We start from the raw sequence: 13,930 nt of genomic DNA, 5'->3' as shown, positions 1-13,930 counted from the left end.
GGGTGTCTGGTGGTGGACGACGTGATCGTCCGCCCTTCGAGCGTCGGGGGCGACGCCTCGCGGGTCAAGGGGGTCGGCAGTGAGCGACTCGTGTGGCAGGAGTCGCGCGACCCCGCCGCCATCACGCCTGCGCGAGGACCCGTTCCACCATCCTCCGGCCGTGTTCTTCGAAGTCCGCGTCGCCGATCCCGTGGGCCCAGACCACCGTTCCGACGCTCTCCCGCAGCGTCTCGAGGGTGAGGAGCTCGCGATCGTCGGCCGTGAGAGGTCGGGCACGACCCGCGTCGAACGCCTCGGACAGGTCGGGACGGTCGATGAACTGCTGGTTCCGGAGCCGCACGAGGTCACTCACCCACGAGCGCTGCGCCGCGCGCCCGAAGTCGATGACGCTCACACGCCCGTCGTGCACGAGCCAGTTCCGCGGCTGGAAGTCACCGTGGGTGAAGACCAGAGGAACGGGCCGATGCGCTACGGCGTCCGGCGCCGAGAGGATGGACAGCAGACTGAGCAGGGCGTCGAGCCGGTCGTCGGCGACGAGCCCCCGTGCCCGTCCGACCAGCTCGGTTGCGGCCGCCGCGAGGCGGAGCCCGTAGTCCGCTGAGACGGCTCCCGGCACCTGGAGTCGCGAAAGGATCCGCCCGGCCTCCTCGAACACCGACGGATCCGCTTCCGCCGCCGACCCGAGCACGAGACTCCCCGGGAGGAACCGGGTCACGATGAGTCCGAGCTCCCTGTCGTGGTGCTCGAGCTCCGGGACGGGCAGGTCGCCGTGGGCACGCCGCAGGGGCGCCAGGACATCGAGGTGGGCGTCGATCTCGCGGGTGAAGTGGTGCGACACGGGCCGCCCGCTCCGCGCCGCCTTCACGATGTGCTCTCCGTGCCCCGATCGCACGCGGAGTACGCGCGTGTCCTGGAGGGGCCACGACAGGTCCTCCTCGATACCCCACGGACCGAGCCAGCCCTCGAGCATCCGCTCCTGCCCGTTCGTCAGCGCGTCCACCCTGTCACGGTACCGGCGTTGTCCACCCGTCGCCCGCGACGGCGGCCCCCGCTACCGTTGACTCATGTCGACCAATACGCGAGTGATGGCCTGCGCCCCCGAGGACGTGTTCGGTGTTCTGAACGATGGATGGTTGTTCCCGGTGTGGGTGGTGGGTGCCTCCCGCATGCGCGACGTCGACGACGCGTGGCCGCAGGTGGGCAGTAGACTGCAGCACTCCTTCGGCGTGTGGCCGGCGCTCATCAACGACAAGACCACGGTCCTCGAGTACGACCCGCCCCGTCGCCTCGTGATCCAGGCGGCCGGTTGGCCCATCGGGGAGGCGCGGGTCACCCTCGAGGTGCAGCCGCACCGCAAGGGATCCCTCGTCCGCATCATGGAGGGGGCGGTCAAGGGGCCGGGTGCTCTCATCCCGAACGTCCTCCTCGACATCCCCCTGTTCTTCCGCAACAACGAGACCCTGCGTCGTCTCGCCTACATCGCCGAGGGCAAGGCGGACAACGGCGACGCCCCGAAGCGCGCATGAGCGAGGTCGACGCCGTCGTCGTCGGGTCGGGTCCGAACGGTCTCGCTGCAGCAGTCACCCTCGCGCGCGCCGGACTGAGCGTGCGCGTGTTCGAGCGCGAGGCCACGATCGGGGGAGGGGCCCGCACCGCCGAGCTAACCCTGCCGGGCTTTCACCACGACGTCTGCTCCGCCGTGCACCCGATGGCGCTCGCCTCTGGGTTCTTCCGCTCGTTCCGGCTGCAGGACCGCATCGAGCTGCGCCTTCCGGAGATCTCGTACGGGCACCCGCTCGACGGGGGCCGCGCCGGTCTCGCCTACCTCGACATCGAACGCACCGTCGAGTCTCTCGGTCGCGACGGCGAGGCGTGGCGTTCCCTCATGGCGCCGCTCTCGGAGCACGCCGACGAGGTAGCGCGATTCACGGGTTCGCCGATCCTCCGCATCCCCCGTCATCCCGTGACGGTCGCGCGTTTCGGCCTGCGCGCCCTCGAGCAGGGTCTGCCCACCTGGAACCTGCGCTTCCGAGAGCGGGTGGCCCCCGCGATGCTCTCGGGAGTCGCCGCGCACTCCATCCGGCGGATGCCGAGCCTCGCCACGGCCGGTGTCGCCCTCGCCCTCGGTTCGTATGCCCACGATCGCGGCTGGCCGATTCCCGTCGGCGGCAGCCAGGCGATCATGGACACGATGGCCGCCGACATCCGCGCCCACGGCGGCGAGATCGTCACGAACGCCCCTGTCGGCGACCTCGAGGAGGTGCACGGCGCGAAGGCCGTCCTCCTGGATACGAGCCCCCGAGCCCTCCTCCGCATCGCGGGAGACCGCCTGCCCGACGGCTACGTCCGCCGGGTCGAGCAGTTCCGCTACGGCAACGCCGTCGCGAAGGTCGACTTCGCGCTCTCGGGTCCCGTCCCGTGGACGAACACGGAGCTGCGGAAGGCCGGGACGCTCCACGTCGGCGGCAATCGCGAGGAGATCGCGGCGGCGGAGGCCGAGGTGGCCGCGGGTCGTCACAGCGAGCGCCCGTATGTGCTCGTCGCGCAGCCGTCGATCCTCGACGCGGGTCGCGCGCCGGACGGCGGCCACGTGCTGTGGGCCTACACCCACGTGCCGCGCGGCTCGTCGATCGACCAGACCGAGGCCATCACTCGGCAGATCGAGCGGTTCGCGCCCGGGTTCCGCGACCTCGTGCTCGCGTCGTCGAGCAAGACGGCGCTTGAGATGGAGGACGAGAACCCGAACTACGTCCTCGGCGACATCGCGGGCGGCGAGGCGAGCCTGCGGCAGCTCATCGCGCGCCCCGTCCTCGCACTCGACCCGTGGCGCACGCCGGCCCGTGGTGTGTATCTCGCGTCGTCATCCACGCCGCCCGGTCCCGGGGTGCACGGGCTCGCCGGATGGTACGCGGCCCGCAGCGCCCTGAGGCACGAGTTCGGCATCACCACGATGCCCTCGCTCGCACCGTGAGGACGATCCGGCAACTGCTCCTCTCCTCCCACCCGGGGCCGACGGCCGCTGTCACGCTGCTCTGCCTCGTCCTCGGCGTGGCGATCGGGCTCGAGCCGTGGCGACTCGTCGTCCTCACCCTCGCCGTGCTCGCCGGACAGCTCTCCATCGGCTTCTCGAACGACGCGATCGACGCTGAGCGCGACATCGCGGTGGGCCGGACGGACAAGCCGATCGCCGCGGGGGCCATCTCCCGTCGCTCCGTCGCGCGGGCATCCGTCGTCGCGCTCGTCGCTGCGGTCGTCCTCTCGCTGGTCCTCGGCCCGGGGATGCTGCTCGCCCACGCGATCGTGATCGCCGGCGGGTGGACCTACAACGCCTGGCTCAAACGCACGCCGTTCTCGGTCGTCCCGTTCATCGTCAGCTTCGGAACCCTCCCGTCGCTCGCGACCCTGTCCGCCCCCGACCCCGGTGTGGCGGCGGTGTGGGCCTCGGCGACCGGAGCGGTGCTCGGCGTCTCGATCCACTTCACGAATGCGCTCCCGGACCTCGCCGACGACCGCCGCACGGGGGTCTCGGGGCTTCCCCATCGACTCGGGCGCCGGACCGCCGGTGTGATCGCGTTCGCGGCGCTCGCCGTGGGCGCGATCCTCGTGCTCGTGGGACCCATCCTGCCGGGCGCTGACCTCTCGCACGTCGCCCTCCTCGTGGCGCTGGCCGGTTTCGCCGCGACGATCGTGATCGCCGTGGTCGGAGCCGTCCGGGTGGTGTGTCGACCGGCGGACCGTGTGCTCTTCCGCCTCGTCATGGCGGCGGGACTCCTCATCGCCGTGCAGCTGGCCCTCGGGGGCGCGCAGCTCGTCGCGTGAGCGCGTGGCGTGAGCGGGAGCCAGGCCGCGTGTGATCGGTCAGCGCACGCCCGGCGGGTCGCCTCCCATCGCGTAGACGCGAGCGAGTCGTGCGCCGCCGCCGCCGCGCAGAGTGGCCCCGAGTCCGAGCGCTCGGAGGCGCAGATCGGCGGCGGTGCCGGGAGCGCTCACGAGCATGTTGACCTCCGCCTGGCGCGCGGCCGCGATCGCGGCGCGGCGGCGCCGTGCGCTCCACGCGGCGAGTTCCTCCGACGGCGCCTCGACGGTCGCGCCGCTGAGGATCGCACTCACCACGGGGACGAGTTCGGCCACGTCGATCCACCCGAGGTTCATCCCCTGGCCGCCGATCGGGCTGATCTCGTGGGCGGCGTCACCCACGATGGCGACGCGAGTGCCCACGGCGAACCGGCGGGCGATGCGGCGCCGCACGCCGAACGTGCTCAGCATGGTCACCGTCGAGGGGTCGAACCGGTGGCCCGTCCGGGTCTCGACGAGGCGGGCGAGAGTGTCGGGTCGGGCGCCCTCGAGAAGGACGGGCGTGTGGGCGACGAATCGCCTGACCCCGCCCGGGAGGGGGAACGACTCCACGACGCCGTCCGGCGAAAGGGTCACGACCGCCTCGTCGCCGTCCCCGGTCGTGTCGGCCGCGTCGCCCATGAGGTAGGTGTCGCGATAGGCGCGGCCCGCGACGGGGACACCGAGACGGCTGCGCGAGAGCCCGTTCGGTCCCTCGGCGACCACCACGAACCGCGCGTGCGACTGGACGGTGCGGCCGCCCGACGCCTGCGCCCGCACGGTCGCTCCTCGCGGATCCGGTGCGATCCCCACCACCTCGAGGCCTCTCGTGATGGTCACGGAGCCATGCGCCGCGTCACCGGCGCGGCGGGCGGCCTCCTCGATGATCGCCTCCGAGCGGTGCTGCGGCAGGGTTGCGACGAATGGGAAGCGCCGCGAGACGGCGTCGAAGGACACGGTGCCGACGAGCGAGGGCGCGGTCCCCGCACCGACCCGGGTGGTCACGCGCGCTTGCGCGCGACGCACGTGCACCGCCTCAGCCGCGATCGTGTCGGCCGCACCGATCGAGTCGAGCGCGTGCAGGGCCGGCGGGTGGATGCCGATCGCGCGCGACGACGGGGCCCGTGACGCCGGCGTCGACCCGGCCGCGCCGGGTGCCTCGCGCTTCTCCCAGAGCTCCACCTCGAATCCGGCGTGGGCGAACGCCGCGGCGGCGGAGAGCCCCACGGCCCCGGCGCCGATGACGAGAACGTCGCTCATGACCCGCTCCGCTCCGATGTGGGCTCGAAGAGCGCGAGGACGCGGAACGGGCTCTGCCGCTCCACCCGCCAGCCCACGGGCACCGCGTCGGCGAGCTCGACGAGCGTGTAGCTGCGTCGGATCGATCGGAGGCCGTCGGTGCGGAGGAAGGATCCGGGGGAGAGCGGGGTGATCCCCACGTGGTATCCGACGTACGCGAGGCGACCGCGTTCGATGTCGTTGTGGACGACGAGCCGGCGCGCGAGGCGCTCCGAGTCGGCGAGCACGCGCGCGAGCGCCGCAGAGTCGAGGTGATGCAGCACATGGTTGGAGAGCACGACGTCGAACCGTTCGCCGGCGTCCACGAGTTCGCTGCTCGTCGCGCGACGGAACCGGACGGAGCTCGGCGCGTCACGGTCGGACGCGAAGGCGAAGGCGCGTTCGTCCGGGTCGATCGCGGTGATGCGGAGGTCCACCCCGTCGCGCTCCGCCCAGCGCGCGAGGGCGACGGGCACGTCGCCGCCGCCGAAGCCCACGTCGAGCACGGTGAGCGGCGCGCCGCTGTCTCGCGCGGCGGACTCCGCGAGGGGGCTGATGCGTTCGCGGTAGATGCGCCGCCAGCCGGAGACGAGCCCGTTGACCACCCCGAACCGCGCGTAGGTGCGCTCGAGTGCGCGCTGGTCGCACGCCGGATCGTCCATGAGCTCGGTGAGCTCGGTCGCCCGATGGCGCAGAGACGGCGTCACGGCCGGAGCGCGCGGCGCGTCATCATCGCCGACTCCACGGTCAGACCGGGTCCGAACGCCATCGCGCACACGCGGCTGCCGTCGCCGTCCCGGTCATCCCCGACGACGTCGTCGCCGTGCAGGATGCGCCGCAGGATGAAGAGCACCGTGCCGCTCGACATGTTGCCGAACGTCCGCAGCACCTCGCGGGACGGGACGAGCTGCGCCTCCGTGAGACCCATCGTCGACTCCACGCGATCGAGGATGCTGCGGCCACCCGGATGAATCGCCCAGTGATCGACGGTCCCCGACGGGTCGTCGACGGCGCCGGCCACCGTGCTGAGCACGGGAGCGAGGGCTCCCGTGATGGCCTCGCCGATGATGTGGGGCACGTAGCTGCTGAGCACCATCTCGAAGCCGTGGTCCGAGATGGTCCATGCCATATCGGCCTCGCCGTGGCTCGTGATGGCTGTGGAGAAGGCGTCGAGTTCGAGGGACGGTCCCGCTGCTCCGTCCTCCCGTGCCGAGACGACCGCCGCCGCCGCTCCGTCGGCGAATACCGACGCCGCCACGATCGAGTCGGGATCGTCTGACGAGCGGATGTGCAGCGTGCAGAGTTCGAGGCACACCACGAGCACGACGGATCCAGGGTCGGCGGCGCAGAACTGCGCGGCGGAACGGAGGGCGGGGAACGCCCCGTAGCAGCCCATGAAGCCGAGGTTGTATCGCTGCGTGTCGGTGCCGAGCCCGAGCGCCCGCACGAGGACGTAGTCCGGGCCGGGGGCGAAGAAGCCCGTGCACGACACCGTGATCACGTGCGTCACGTCCTCGGCTGCGAATCCGGAGGCCTCGAGGGCCGCTCGTGCGCTCTCGATGAGGAGAGCCGGTGCCTCTCGGGCGTAGACATCGTTCCGCACCCCCGTGCCCGGATTGCGGATGAGGCCGTCCTCGGCGCCGTAGAAGACGGGATCGCCGGAGCCGGCGGCACCACCCAGCTCGGAGATGACGGTGTGCCGTGTGTCGATCGAGGACCCGTCGAAGGCCGCCCCGATGATGCGCTGCGCGAGGCGCGACGTTCCGGGCTGGGCGCGGAACATGTCGCGCACGGCGTCCTGTGGAAGGACGGTGTCCGGCACCCGGGTTTCGATGGAGCGGATTCGAGCGGGCATGGTGTCAGCGTAATCGCGGCACCGCGCGCCGCGGAGGGCTGCCGCTCACCGCTTCGGCACGCTACGGTGTCCGCACGCTCCGGCGGAGGTCGATCGGCGGTCCCGACCGGGTCATCAGCCCCAGCAGAGGCAGAACGGGTGACCGGACGGATCCGCGTACACCTGGAAGCCCTCGGCGGAGTCGAGGTCGTCCGCTCGCTGGAGCAGACGCGCGCCCGCCCCCATGGCCTCGTCGTGAGCAGCACGGACATCCGCCACGTACAGGTCCAGATGGATCTGCTGGGGCGCGCCGTCCGGCCACTGCGGCGGCGTGTGGTCGGGGGCGAGCTGGAAGCCCATCTCCGGTCGACCATCGACGTACAGCGAATGCCAGTCGTCGTCCCTCTCGACCGTGCCGCCCAGGAGTCGCGCCCAGAACGAACTCTCCGCCTCGAGATCGGCCGTGTCGAACACGACGATCTTCTTCGTGATGTCCATGTCTCAAGCCTCCCACCGCGGCGGATCGACGTCCAGGGTCGTCGACCCGCCGACGGTCGCGATCAGCGAGCGCTCGTGATGGCGCTCGTGAACGCGGGGAGGTCGTCGGGCGAGCGGGACGTGATGAGGGTCCAGCCGTCCTCGGAATCGGTGACGAGCTCCTCATCGACCCAGGTGGCACCGGAGTTGCGGACGTCCGTCGCGAGTGTCTGGAAGGACGTGAGCGTCTTCCCTCGGGTGAGGTCGGCTTCCACGAGCAGCCACGGAGCGTGGCAGATCGCGGCGATCGTCTTACCGTCGCGGGCGAAGGCGCGAGCGATGTTGAGGGCGTCGCTCTCGACGCGGAGCTGGTCGGCGTTGATGGTGCCGCCGGGCACGACGAGGAGGTCGAAGGAGGCGGGATCCACGTCGGCAAGGGTCGTGTCGGGGGTGATCTGCTCACCCGGGTCCTTGTCGCCGACGAGGGTGACGATGGGGTCGCTCGACACAGCGGCGATCGTGACCTCGATACCGGCGTCTCGGAGGGCCTTCACGGGCTCCGTGAGCTCGTCCTGCTCGATGCCGTAGTTGGTGGTGATGACGAGTGCGCTCATGGGGCGCTCCAATCTGTTCGTGTGTCCCTCGTGGGGCTCGGATGGGTCGGGCGGATCAGGCGAGCGCGCGGGCGGCCTCCGCGACGTCGAGCGTCTGGGCGACCTCCACCGCTCGGTCGTAGTTCTCTCCGGCGAGCGCGACCTGCACCCGCCCGACGTGCTCCACGAAACCGAGGACGCGGTGGTCGATCGCGACGCGCAGGACGTTCGGCGTGACCCTCTCGAGGACGAGTTCCTCGCCGGCGTCCGTCTCGACGACTCCGGCGCGGATCATCTCGACCGAAGCCGCCGACGGGAGAGCCGTCACCTCGTGCAGGGGGCGCGCCTCACCCGTGGACGGCGCGTGACCGACCGGCCTCGACGATGTACGCGCGTGCTGTGCGGCGTTGCGCTGGGACGTCGACCCCCTGTGGTGGCGTGTATCGATCGACATCGTCTCGTCCCTTCCCCTCCGCTGATCGGTGCTCTCAACGCTAGGCGCGGGCAGGATCGCGGGCACGGCCTTGACACCCGTTGGGGACATCGTTAGCCGCGTCAGAACTGTGGACGACAGGTCGAGCCTCGGGGTCGAGGAGGGGCCGACAGGACCTCAGCGACGGGCGATGCGGTACGCCACCGTCGCACCGAGGGCGAGCACCGCGAGACCGGCGACGGCGATCGCCGCGACCGGGATCGGCTGCTCGATCGCCCGCGAACGGACCCGTTCGATCACGTCGCGCGCGCGGTGTCGGGGGTCGATCTTCTTCTCGATCGCGTCGAGGGTCTCGGCGAACTCGTCGCGGACGGACTCCACGTCGTCAGCGTCCGGCATTGTCGTACTCGCCCTCGCCCTTGATGGCGCGGATGTCCGACTTGACGTTCTCGACGGTGTCGGTGGGAACGGGCGGCACGCCCGTCTTGAGAGCCTTGACGCCGACGAGGGCGAGCACGATCACGATGATGAGCACGACGCCGCCCACGATGAGGGCCGCGGCCCACGCCGGGAGCACGAGCGACAGCGCGATGATCGCCGCGGCGAGCATGATCTGCAGGAAGATGATGGCGAGGATGGCCGCGCCGACGAGCAGTCCGGCGCCGACGCCCGCCGCCTTGAGCTTGGCGGCGATCTCCTGCTTGGCGTGCTGGATCTCGCCGCGGATGAGGCGGGAGACGAGGTCGGGGAGCGATCCGATGAGGGAGCCGAGCGAGCGGTCACGGAGTCGGGGGCGTTCCTCGGTGGGGGTGCTGGACATCAGTGGGTCCTCTCGTCGATGAACCGGTTCGTTGCGGAACGTACCCCCCATGGTCCCGCGCGGGGAGGGCGAACCACAAACGGCCCTCCCATCGCTTCCGCGGCGTGGGAGCAGCGCATATACTTCGAGGCCCCGATCCCTCGACCCGTAGGACGGTCTCGGTGGTTTCGCAAGGGGCGGATCTCCCAGCCGCCTGCGGCGTATCGTCGTGGCCACGTCGGGGACCTCCGGCGGTACGACCACTCGAAGGGACGACCACATGGGTGCAGACGACAAGATCAAGAACACCGCCGAGAAGCTCGTGGGCCAGGCCAAGGAGGCCTTCGGCAAGGCGACGAACGACGACGAGAAGGTCGCCGAGGGTCGTGCCGACCAGTCCAAGGCCAGCGCCAAGCAGGCCGGCGAGAACGTCAAGGACGTCTTCAAGTAGGACTCCTCATCGGTCGACGACGATCGACCGCACAACGAAGGACCCGTGGGCTCGGCCCGCGGGTCCTTCGTCGTGAACGGTGGCTCTGCCTCCGCTTCATGCGGATGTGGCGTGGAATTTTCGGATTCGCCGCACGAGTGTCATAGTCAACGCATGGCCTCCCTCATCTACGGCACTGAGACCTTTGAGTTCGAAGACCGTCAGCTCGCACACGTCAAGTTCGTCGTCAGCCAGAAGCTCCGTCGTCAGGAGAGCTTCCTGTTGTCGTGGTCCTATTCGCTGGCCCTCGGCTCCGGTCGGAGTTCGATCTGGCTCAACGAGCACAGCCACCTCCACTTCCGTTTCAACGGCAGCAAGCCGCCCACCCTCAACCAGGTCTGGCTCGAGCGCCTCATGACCGCGTCGTTCTCCGTGCGCGGTCTCGACCTCGACGAGGTCCCCGAGCCGCCGGAGCAGTAACCGCACCACGACGCAGCCCTGATGGGAGCCGCGACCGCCGTCGACGAGGACGAGGCCGCGACACCCACCGGGGCTGAGTCGTTCCCGCCGGTGTCGTTCGCGGGCTAGGCCGCGGGGTCGAGGACGACCTTGATGCAGCCGTCCTCCTTCTTCTGGAAGACCTCGTACATGTGCGGTGCCTCGGCGAGGGGAACGCGGTGCGTCACGAGGTCTCCGGTGCCGAGAGGGTCCCCGTCCTGCTCCGCGAGCGGGAGCAGGGTCGGGATCCACCGTGCCACGTTGCACTGACCCATGCGCAAGGCGACCTGCTTGTCGAACATCGACTTCATCGGCATCGGATCGGCCTCGCCTCCGTAGACGCCGCTGATCGACACCGTGCCACCGCGGCGCACGAGATCGAGCGCCCCGTGCAGGGCAGCGAGGCGGTCGATGCCGGCCTTGTCCATCGCGGGGCGCGCGATCGCGTCGGGGAGCAGGCCGATCGCGGCGTGAGCGGCTGCGGCGACGGGGGAACCGTGCGCCTCCATCCCCACCGCGTCGACGACGGCGTCGGGACCGCGCCCATCGGTCGCGTCGCGGATCTCGTCGATCACGGTCTTCGAGCTGTCGAACGTGCGGATACCGTACTTCTCCGCGAGCGCGCGCCGCTCCGGCACGGGGTCGATCGCGTACACCTCGTAGCCGAGGTGCGCTCCGATGCGGGCGGAGAACTGGCCGACGGGACCGAGACCGTACACACCGAGGCTGCCGCCGTCCGGCACGTTCGCGTACTGGACCGCTTGCCACGCCGTCGGGAGGATATCGCTCAGGAACAGGTAGCGGTCGTCGGGGAGGTCCGAGCCCACGACGATGCAGTTCACGTCGGCGCGGTGGACGCGGAGGTACTCCGCCTGCCCTCCCGGGATCTGTCCGTACATCTTCGTGTAGCCGTAGAGCGATGCGCCCGTGCCGAAGTCGTGGTTCTGGGTGGTCTCGCACTGCGACTGCAGGCCGCGCTTGCACATGTAGCACTCGCCGCACGAGATCGTGAAGGGGATGACCACGCGATCGCCCACCTTCACGCGAGAGACACCGGTGCCGACCTCCTCGACGACGCCCATCGTCTCGTGTCCCAGGACGTCGCCCTTGCCGATGAACGGGCCGAACAGTTCGTAGAGGTGCAGGTCGGAGCCGCAGATGGCCGCCGAGGTCACGCGGATGACCGCGTCGGTCGGTTCCACGATGTGCGCGTCAGGGACGTCCTCGACCGAGACGTTGCGCTTGGCCTGCCAGGTGAGTGCCTTCATAAGGTCGTTCCCTTCGTCTGGACCCTGTGGGATCCGTTTGTCGACGGGTCGTGGTGCCCGCCGCCGGGCACGCCGATGACGCCCGTGCGCGGCGGGACGAGGAAGTGGGGGTGGAATGACCCGACACACTCCACCCCCACGCCGGCGGGCTGGTCCGAGGCCTACGACTCACCCCGAGTTGCTGGGTGTCGCTGCCTCGTGACCCGTACCGCATCCGGACCGAGACCAACGCTACAGACGACCGCCGATCACCATCAGGGCATTGACAAGCGGGGTGCGAAGCGTGACACCCTCGCTCGAGGACGGATCACCGAGAGCCGGAACCGAGAGGATCGACGATGACGGATGCGCAGCACGACCAGGAAGATCACCACGAGGGGAACCGCCAGGCGACGGTGGGCGAGCGGCTCACGGGCGAGCACGACCCCCGCGATCCGGACGGTCTGCTCACGGTCGACCAGATCGCCGGGGGGACGCACGGCGCCTCGCCCGAGGACGGACTGTCCGTCCCGAGGGGCGACCGGATCGAGGAACCCGCGGCGGACGACGAGGACTGACGCCGCCGCGACGCTCGGCGTCAGGAGCCGAACACGCGCTCCTCGAGGAACCCGTTGCGGAACGTCCCGGACGGGTCGTGCTTCTCCACGAGATCGACCCAGTCGGACAGACGCGGGTAGAGGGGCGCGAGGCGCTCGGCGGTCGCGAGGAAGTGCTTGCCCCAGTGCGGACGCCCGCCGAGCGGCAGCAGGATGTCCTCGATCGCGGGCAGCACCGCGTTCACTCGGTCCGTGTCCGGAGCGAACGTGAAGTGCACGCCCACGACGTCGCGCTCCGACGCCCCGCTCAGCCAGAGGCCGTCGGCGGCGACGGTGCGCAGCTCGGTGATGAGGAGCACCTCGTCGATGCTCCGACCGATCTCGCGGAGGCCGGTGAGCGCCTCACGGATGCGGGTCCGCGGCACGAGGTACTCCGACTGGATCTCCTCGCCGGCGCTCGGCGTCGAGTCGAGGCGGAAGTGCGGGAGGCGCTCCGACCACGGTCCCGCGACCCCGCCGAAGACGGTCATGTTGGTCGGCTGCTCGTCGAAGAGCTCGGCGGAGGGCGCCGCGACGGCGCCCAGGTGCGTCGCGTCGATGTCGGCGGGTCCGCCCTCGGCCACGAGGGTCTTGAGCCAGAGGTGGTCCACGGTGTCGCCCGACCACATCGTGAGCACGCTCACGCTGTAGGCCGAGCCCATGATGGCGTCGAAGTCCTCGATGAGGCGATCCCACGGGAGCCCCACGAACGCGTCCTGCCGCACGTCGAACGTCGGGCGGATGTCGAGGGTCACCCGGGTGACCACGCCGAACGCGCCGAGACCGACGACCATGCCGTCGAAGCCCGGGGTGGAGCGGTCGACCTCGAGGAGGTCGCCGTCGGCCGTGACGATCTGGAGGCCGGAGACGGCGGTCGAGAGGGAACCGTTCGCGTCTCCCGAGCCGTGCGTCCCCGTAGCCGTCGCTCCGCCGACCGAGATGTGGGGGAGCGACCCGAGGTTGTGGAGGGCGAAGCCGTTGCGGTGCAGGTGCTGCGCGAGGTCGCCGTAGCGCGTCGCCGCGCCGACGGTGACCGTGCCGGCGGCGGCGTCGATCACGGGATCGGACGGGATGCGTCCGAGGTGGACGAGCACGTCGGTGTCGGGCAGCGCGTTGAAGGAGTGTCGCGTTCCGAGGGCACGCACCCGACGGCTCGCTGCGACGATCCGCTGGGCCTCGTCGATGCTCGACGGCTCGAGGATCTCGGCCGCGCGGTAGGTGTAGTTCCCCGCCCAGTTGGACCTGTCCGTGTTCGTGTGTGTCTGCGCCATCGCCGCACCCTCCGTGATCGGGCCTGCCGCCCGCCTCCCACGTTAGTGCGCGACGGCGGGTGGAGGGTGCGATCCGTGGCCTGCGAGAAGCGCTGAGCGCGCGGCTCGGGGGTCCGACCCCTCAGGGTTCTGTGATCCGCCGCTCCTAGGCTGGTTCCGATGACCCCCCGACTCCTCTTCCGTGTCGCCGCGATCGCCGAGGCCATCACCTGGGCGTTCCTGCTCACGGCCATGTTCCTCAAGTACGTGGCGCGGACGACCGATGCCCTCGTGTCCCCGGCCGGCGGCATCCACGGCTTCGTCTTCCTCTGCTACGTGGCCGCGACCGTCTTCGTCTGGATCGATCGGCGGTGGAGCGTCGGCACGGGTCTCGTCGGTCTCGCGAGCGCGATCGTGCCGTTCGCGACGATCCCCTTCGACGTGGTCATGGATCGTCGCGGTCGTCTCGACGGCGGCTGGCGGCTCGCGCCGGGCGGTGCGGCCCCGCGCGGGATCATCGAGCACGCGCAGGCGTGGGTACTGCGCCGCCCGGTGATGGCGGCGCTCACCGCTGTCGTGCTCGTCTCCCTCGTCTTCACGGCGCTCCTCATCGCCGGCCCGCCGGTCCCGAAGCCGTCCTGACGCTCGGGTGCCGGGCGTC

The 13,930-nt window shown here is 70.6% G+C and carries 18 protein-coding genes; 7 read left to right on the top strand and 11 right to left on the bottom strand.

Annotated elements, in window-relative coordinates; genetic code table 11:
• Positions 1 to 121 precede the first annotated feature (121 nt).
• A complete protein-coding gene (locus CLV49_RS03610) occupies positions 122 to 1,000 on the bottom strand; it encodes a phosphotransferase (protein WP_208019905.1) in 879 nt (292 codons plus the stop codon).
• Between the two features lie 64 nt (positions 1,001 to 1,064).
• On the opposite strand from CLV49_RS03610, the gene CLV49_RS03605 reads away from it, so the two are divergent.
• The 3 genes from CLV49_RS03605 to CLV49_RS03595 are packed head-to-tail and all read left to right on the top strand — an operon-like array spanning position 1,065 to position 3,819.
• Complete coding sequence (locus tag CLV49_RS03605) at positions 1,065 to 1,526, top strand: SRPBCC family protein (RefSeq protein ID WP_106562310.1); 462 nt, start codon at positions 1,065 to 1,067, stop codon at positions 1,524 to 1,526.
• A complete protein-coding gene (locus CLV49_RS03600; RefSeq protein ID WP_106562309.1) occupies positions 1,523 to 2,971 on the top strand; it encodes a phytoene desaturase family protein in 1,449 nt (482 codons plus the stop codon). Before CLV49_RS03605 ends, CLV49_RS03600 begins: the two co-directional genes overlap by 4 nt.
• A complete protein-coding gene (locus CLV49_RS03595) occupies positions 2,968 to 3,819 on the top strand; it encodes a UbiA family prenyltransferase (RefSeq protein ID WP_243696777.1) in 852 nt (283 codons plus the stop codon). Before CLV49_RS03600 ends, CLV49_RS03595 begins: the two co-directional genes overlap by 4 nt.
• A 39-nt stretch (positions 3,820 to 3,858) precedes the next feature.
• On the opposite strand, the gene CLV49_RS03590 is transcribed toward CLV49_RS03595, so the two are convergent.
• The 8 genes from CLV49_RS03590 to CLV49_RS03555 form a co-directional block, all read right to left on the bottom strand.
• Complete coding sequence (locus tag CLV49_RS03590; RefSeq protein WP_106562307.1) at positions 3,859 to 5,094, bottom strand: FAD-dependent oxidoreductase; 1,236 nt, start codon at positions 5,092 to 5,094, stop codon at positions 3,859 to 3,861.
• A complete protein-coding gene (locus tag CLV49_RS03585) occupies positions 5,091 to 5,819 on the bottom strand; it encodes a class I SAM-dependent methyltransferase (protein ID WP_106562306.1) in 729 nt (242 codons plus the stop codon). Before CLV49_RS03585 ends, CLV49_RS03590 begins: the two co-directional genes overlap by 4 nt.
• The gene (locus CLV49_RS03580; RefSeq protein WP_106562305.1) at positions 5,816 to 6,967 is read right to left on the bottom strand and encodes a type III polyketide synthase; all 1,152 of its coding nucleotides are present in this window, start codon (positions 6,965 to 6,967) and stop codon (positions 5,816 to 5,818) included. Before CLV49_RS03580 ends, CLV49_RS03585 begins: the two co-directional genes overlap by 4 nt.
• 114 nt (positions 6,968 to 7,081) lie before the next feature.
• The gene (locus CLV49_RS03575) at positions 7,082 to 7,444 is read right to left on the bottom strand and encodes a VOC family protein (RefSeq protein WP_106562304.1); all 363 of its coding nucleotides are present in this window, start codon (positions 7,442 to 7,444) and stop codon (positions 7,082 to 7,084) included.
• Positions 7,445 to 7,506: 62 nt separating this feature from the next.
• Positions 7,507 to 8,037, bottom strand: coding sequence for a type 1 glutamine amidotransferase domain-containing protein (locus CLV49_RS03570; protein ID WP_106562303.1), 531 nt, complete (start codon positions 8,035 to 8,037; stop codon positions 7,507 to 7,509).
• 55 nt (positions 8,038 to 8,092) lie between these two features.
• On the bottom strand, positions 8,093 to 8,470 hold the full coding sequence (locus CLV49_RS03565; protein ID WP_106562302.1) for a hypothetical protein: 378 nt from the start codon (positions 8,468 to 8,470) through the stop codon (positions 8,093 to 8,095).
• A gap of 156 nt (positions 8,471 to 8,626) precedes the next feature.
• Complete coding sequence (locus CLV49_RS03560) at positions 8,627 to 8,848, bottom strand: DUF3618 domain-containing protein (RefSeq protein WP_106562301.1); 222 nt, start codon at positions 8,846 to 8,848, stop codon at positions 8,627 to 8,629.
• Complete coding sequence (locus CLV49_RS03555) at positions 8,835 to 9,269, bottom strand: phage holin family protein (RefSeq protein WP_106562300.1); 435 nt, start codon at positions 9,267 to 9,269, stop codon at positions 8,835 to 8,837. Before CLV49_RS03555 ends, CLV49_RS03560 begins: the two co-directional genes overlap by 14 nt.
• Before the next feature lie 259 nt (positions 9,270 to 9,528).
• On the opposite strand from CLV49_RS03555, the gene CLV49_RS03550 reads away from it, so the two are divergent.
• Complete coding sequence (locus CLV49_RS03550) at positions 9,529 to 9,699, top strand: CsbD family protein (RefSeq protein ID WP_106562299.1); 171 nt, start codon at positions 9,529 to 9,531, stop codon at positions 9,697 to 9,699.
• A gap of 153 nt (positions 9,700 to 9,852) precedes the next feature.
• The gene (locus tag CLV49_RS03545; RefSeq protein ID WP_106562298.1) at positions 9,853 to 10,158 is read left to right on the top strand and encodes a DUF7882 family protein; all 306 of its coding nucleotides are present in this window, start codon (positions 9,853 to 9,855) and stop codon (positions 10,156 to 10,158) included.
• Between the two features lie 104 nt (positions 10,159 to 10,262).
• Here CLV49_RS03545 and CLV49_RS03540 read toward each other — a convergent pair whose 3' ends face one another.
• Positions 10,263 to 11,444 carry an alcohol dehydrogenase catalytic domain-containing protein gene (locus CLV49_RS03540; RefSeq protein ID WP_106562297.1) on the bottom strand — a complete coding sequence of 394 codons (1,182 nt, stop codon included), beginning with the start codon at positions 11,442 to 11,444 and terminating at the stop codon, positions 10,263 to 10,265.
• 338 nt (positions 11,445 to 11,782) lie between these two features.
• Between CLV49_RS03540 and CLV49_RS03535 the strand changes: the two genes are divergently transcribed.
• A complete protein-coding gene (locus CLV49_RS03535) occupies positions 11,783 to 12,001 on the top strand; it encodes a hypothetical protein (RefSeq protein ID WP_106562296.1) in 219 nt (72 codons plus the stop codon).
• A gap of 20 nt (positions 12,002 to 12,021) precedes the next feature.
• On the opposite strand, the gene CLV49_RS03530 is transcribed toward CLV49_RS03535, so the two are convergent.
• Positions 12,022 to 13,290: a D-arabinono-1,4-lactone oxidase gene (locus tag CLV49_RS03530; protein WP_106562295.1), complete on the bottom strand. Its 1,269-nt coding sequence runs from the start codon at positions 13,288 to 13,290 to the stop codon at positions 12,022 to 12,024.
• 159 nt (positions 13,291 to 13,449) lie between these two features.
• Between CLV49_RS03530 and CLV49_RS03525 the strand changes: the two genes are divergently transcribed.
• A complete protein-coding gene (locus CLV49_RS03525) occupies positions 13,450 to 13,911 on the top strand; it encodes a DUF3817 domain-containing protein (protein ID WP_106562294.1) in 462 nt (153 codons plus the stop codon).
• Positions 13,912 to 13,930 lie beyond the last annotated feature (19 nt).

It is taken from the genome of Labedella gwakjiensis (assembly GCF_003014675.1).
GTDB lineage: Bacteria > Actinomycetota > Actinomycetes > Actinomycetales > Microbacteriaceae > Labedella > Labedella gwakjiensis.
Note: the sequence above shows the minus strand (reverse complement) of the source record. Positions and strands in the feature narration are given on the sequence as shown.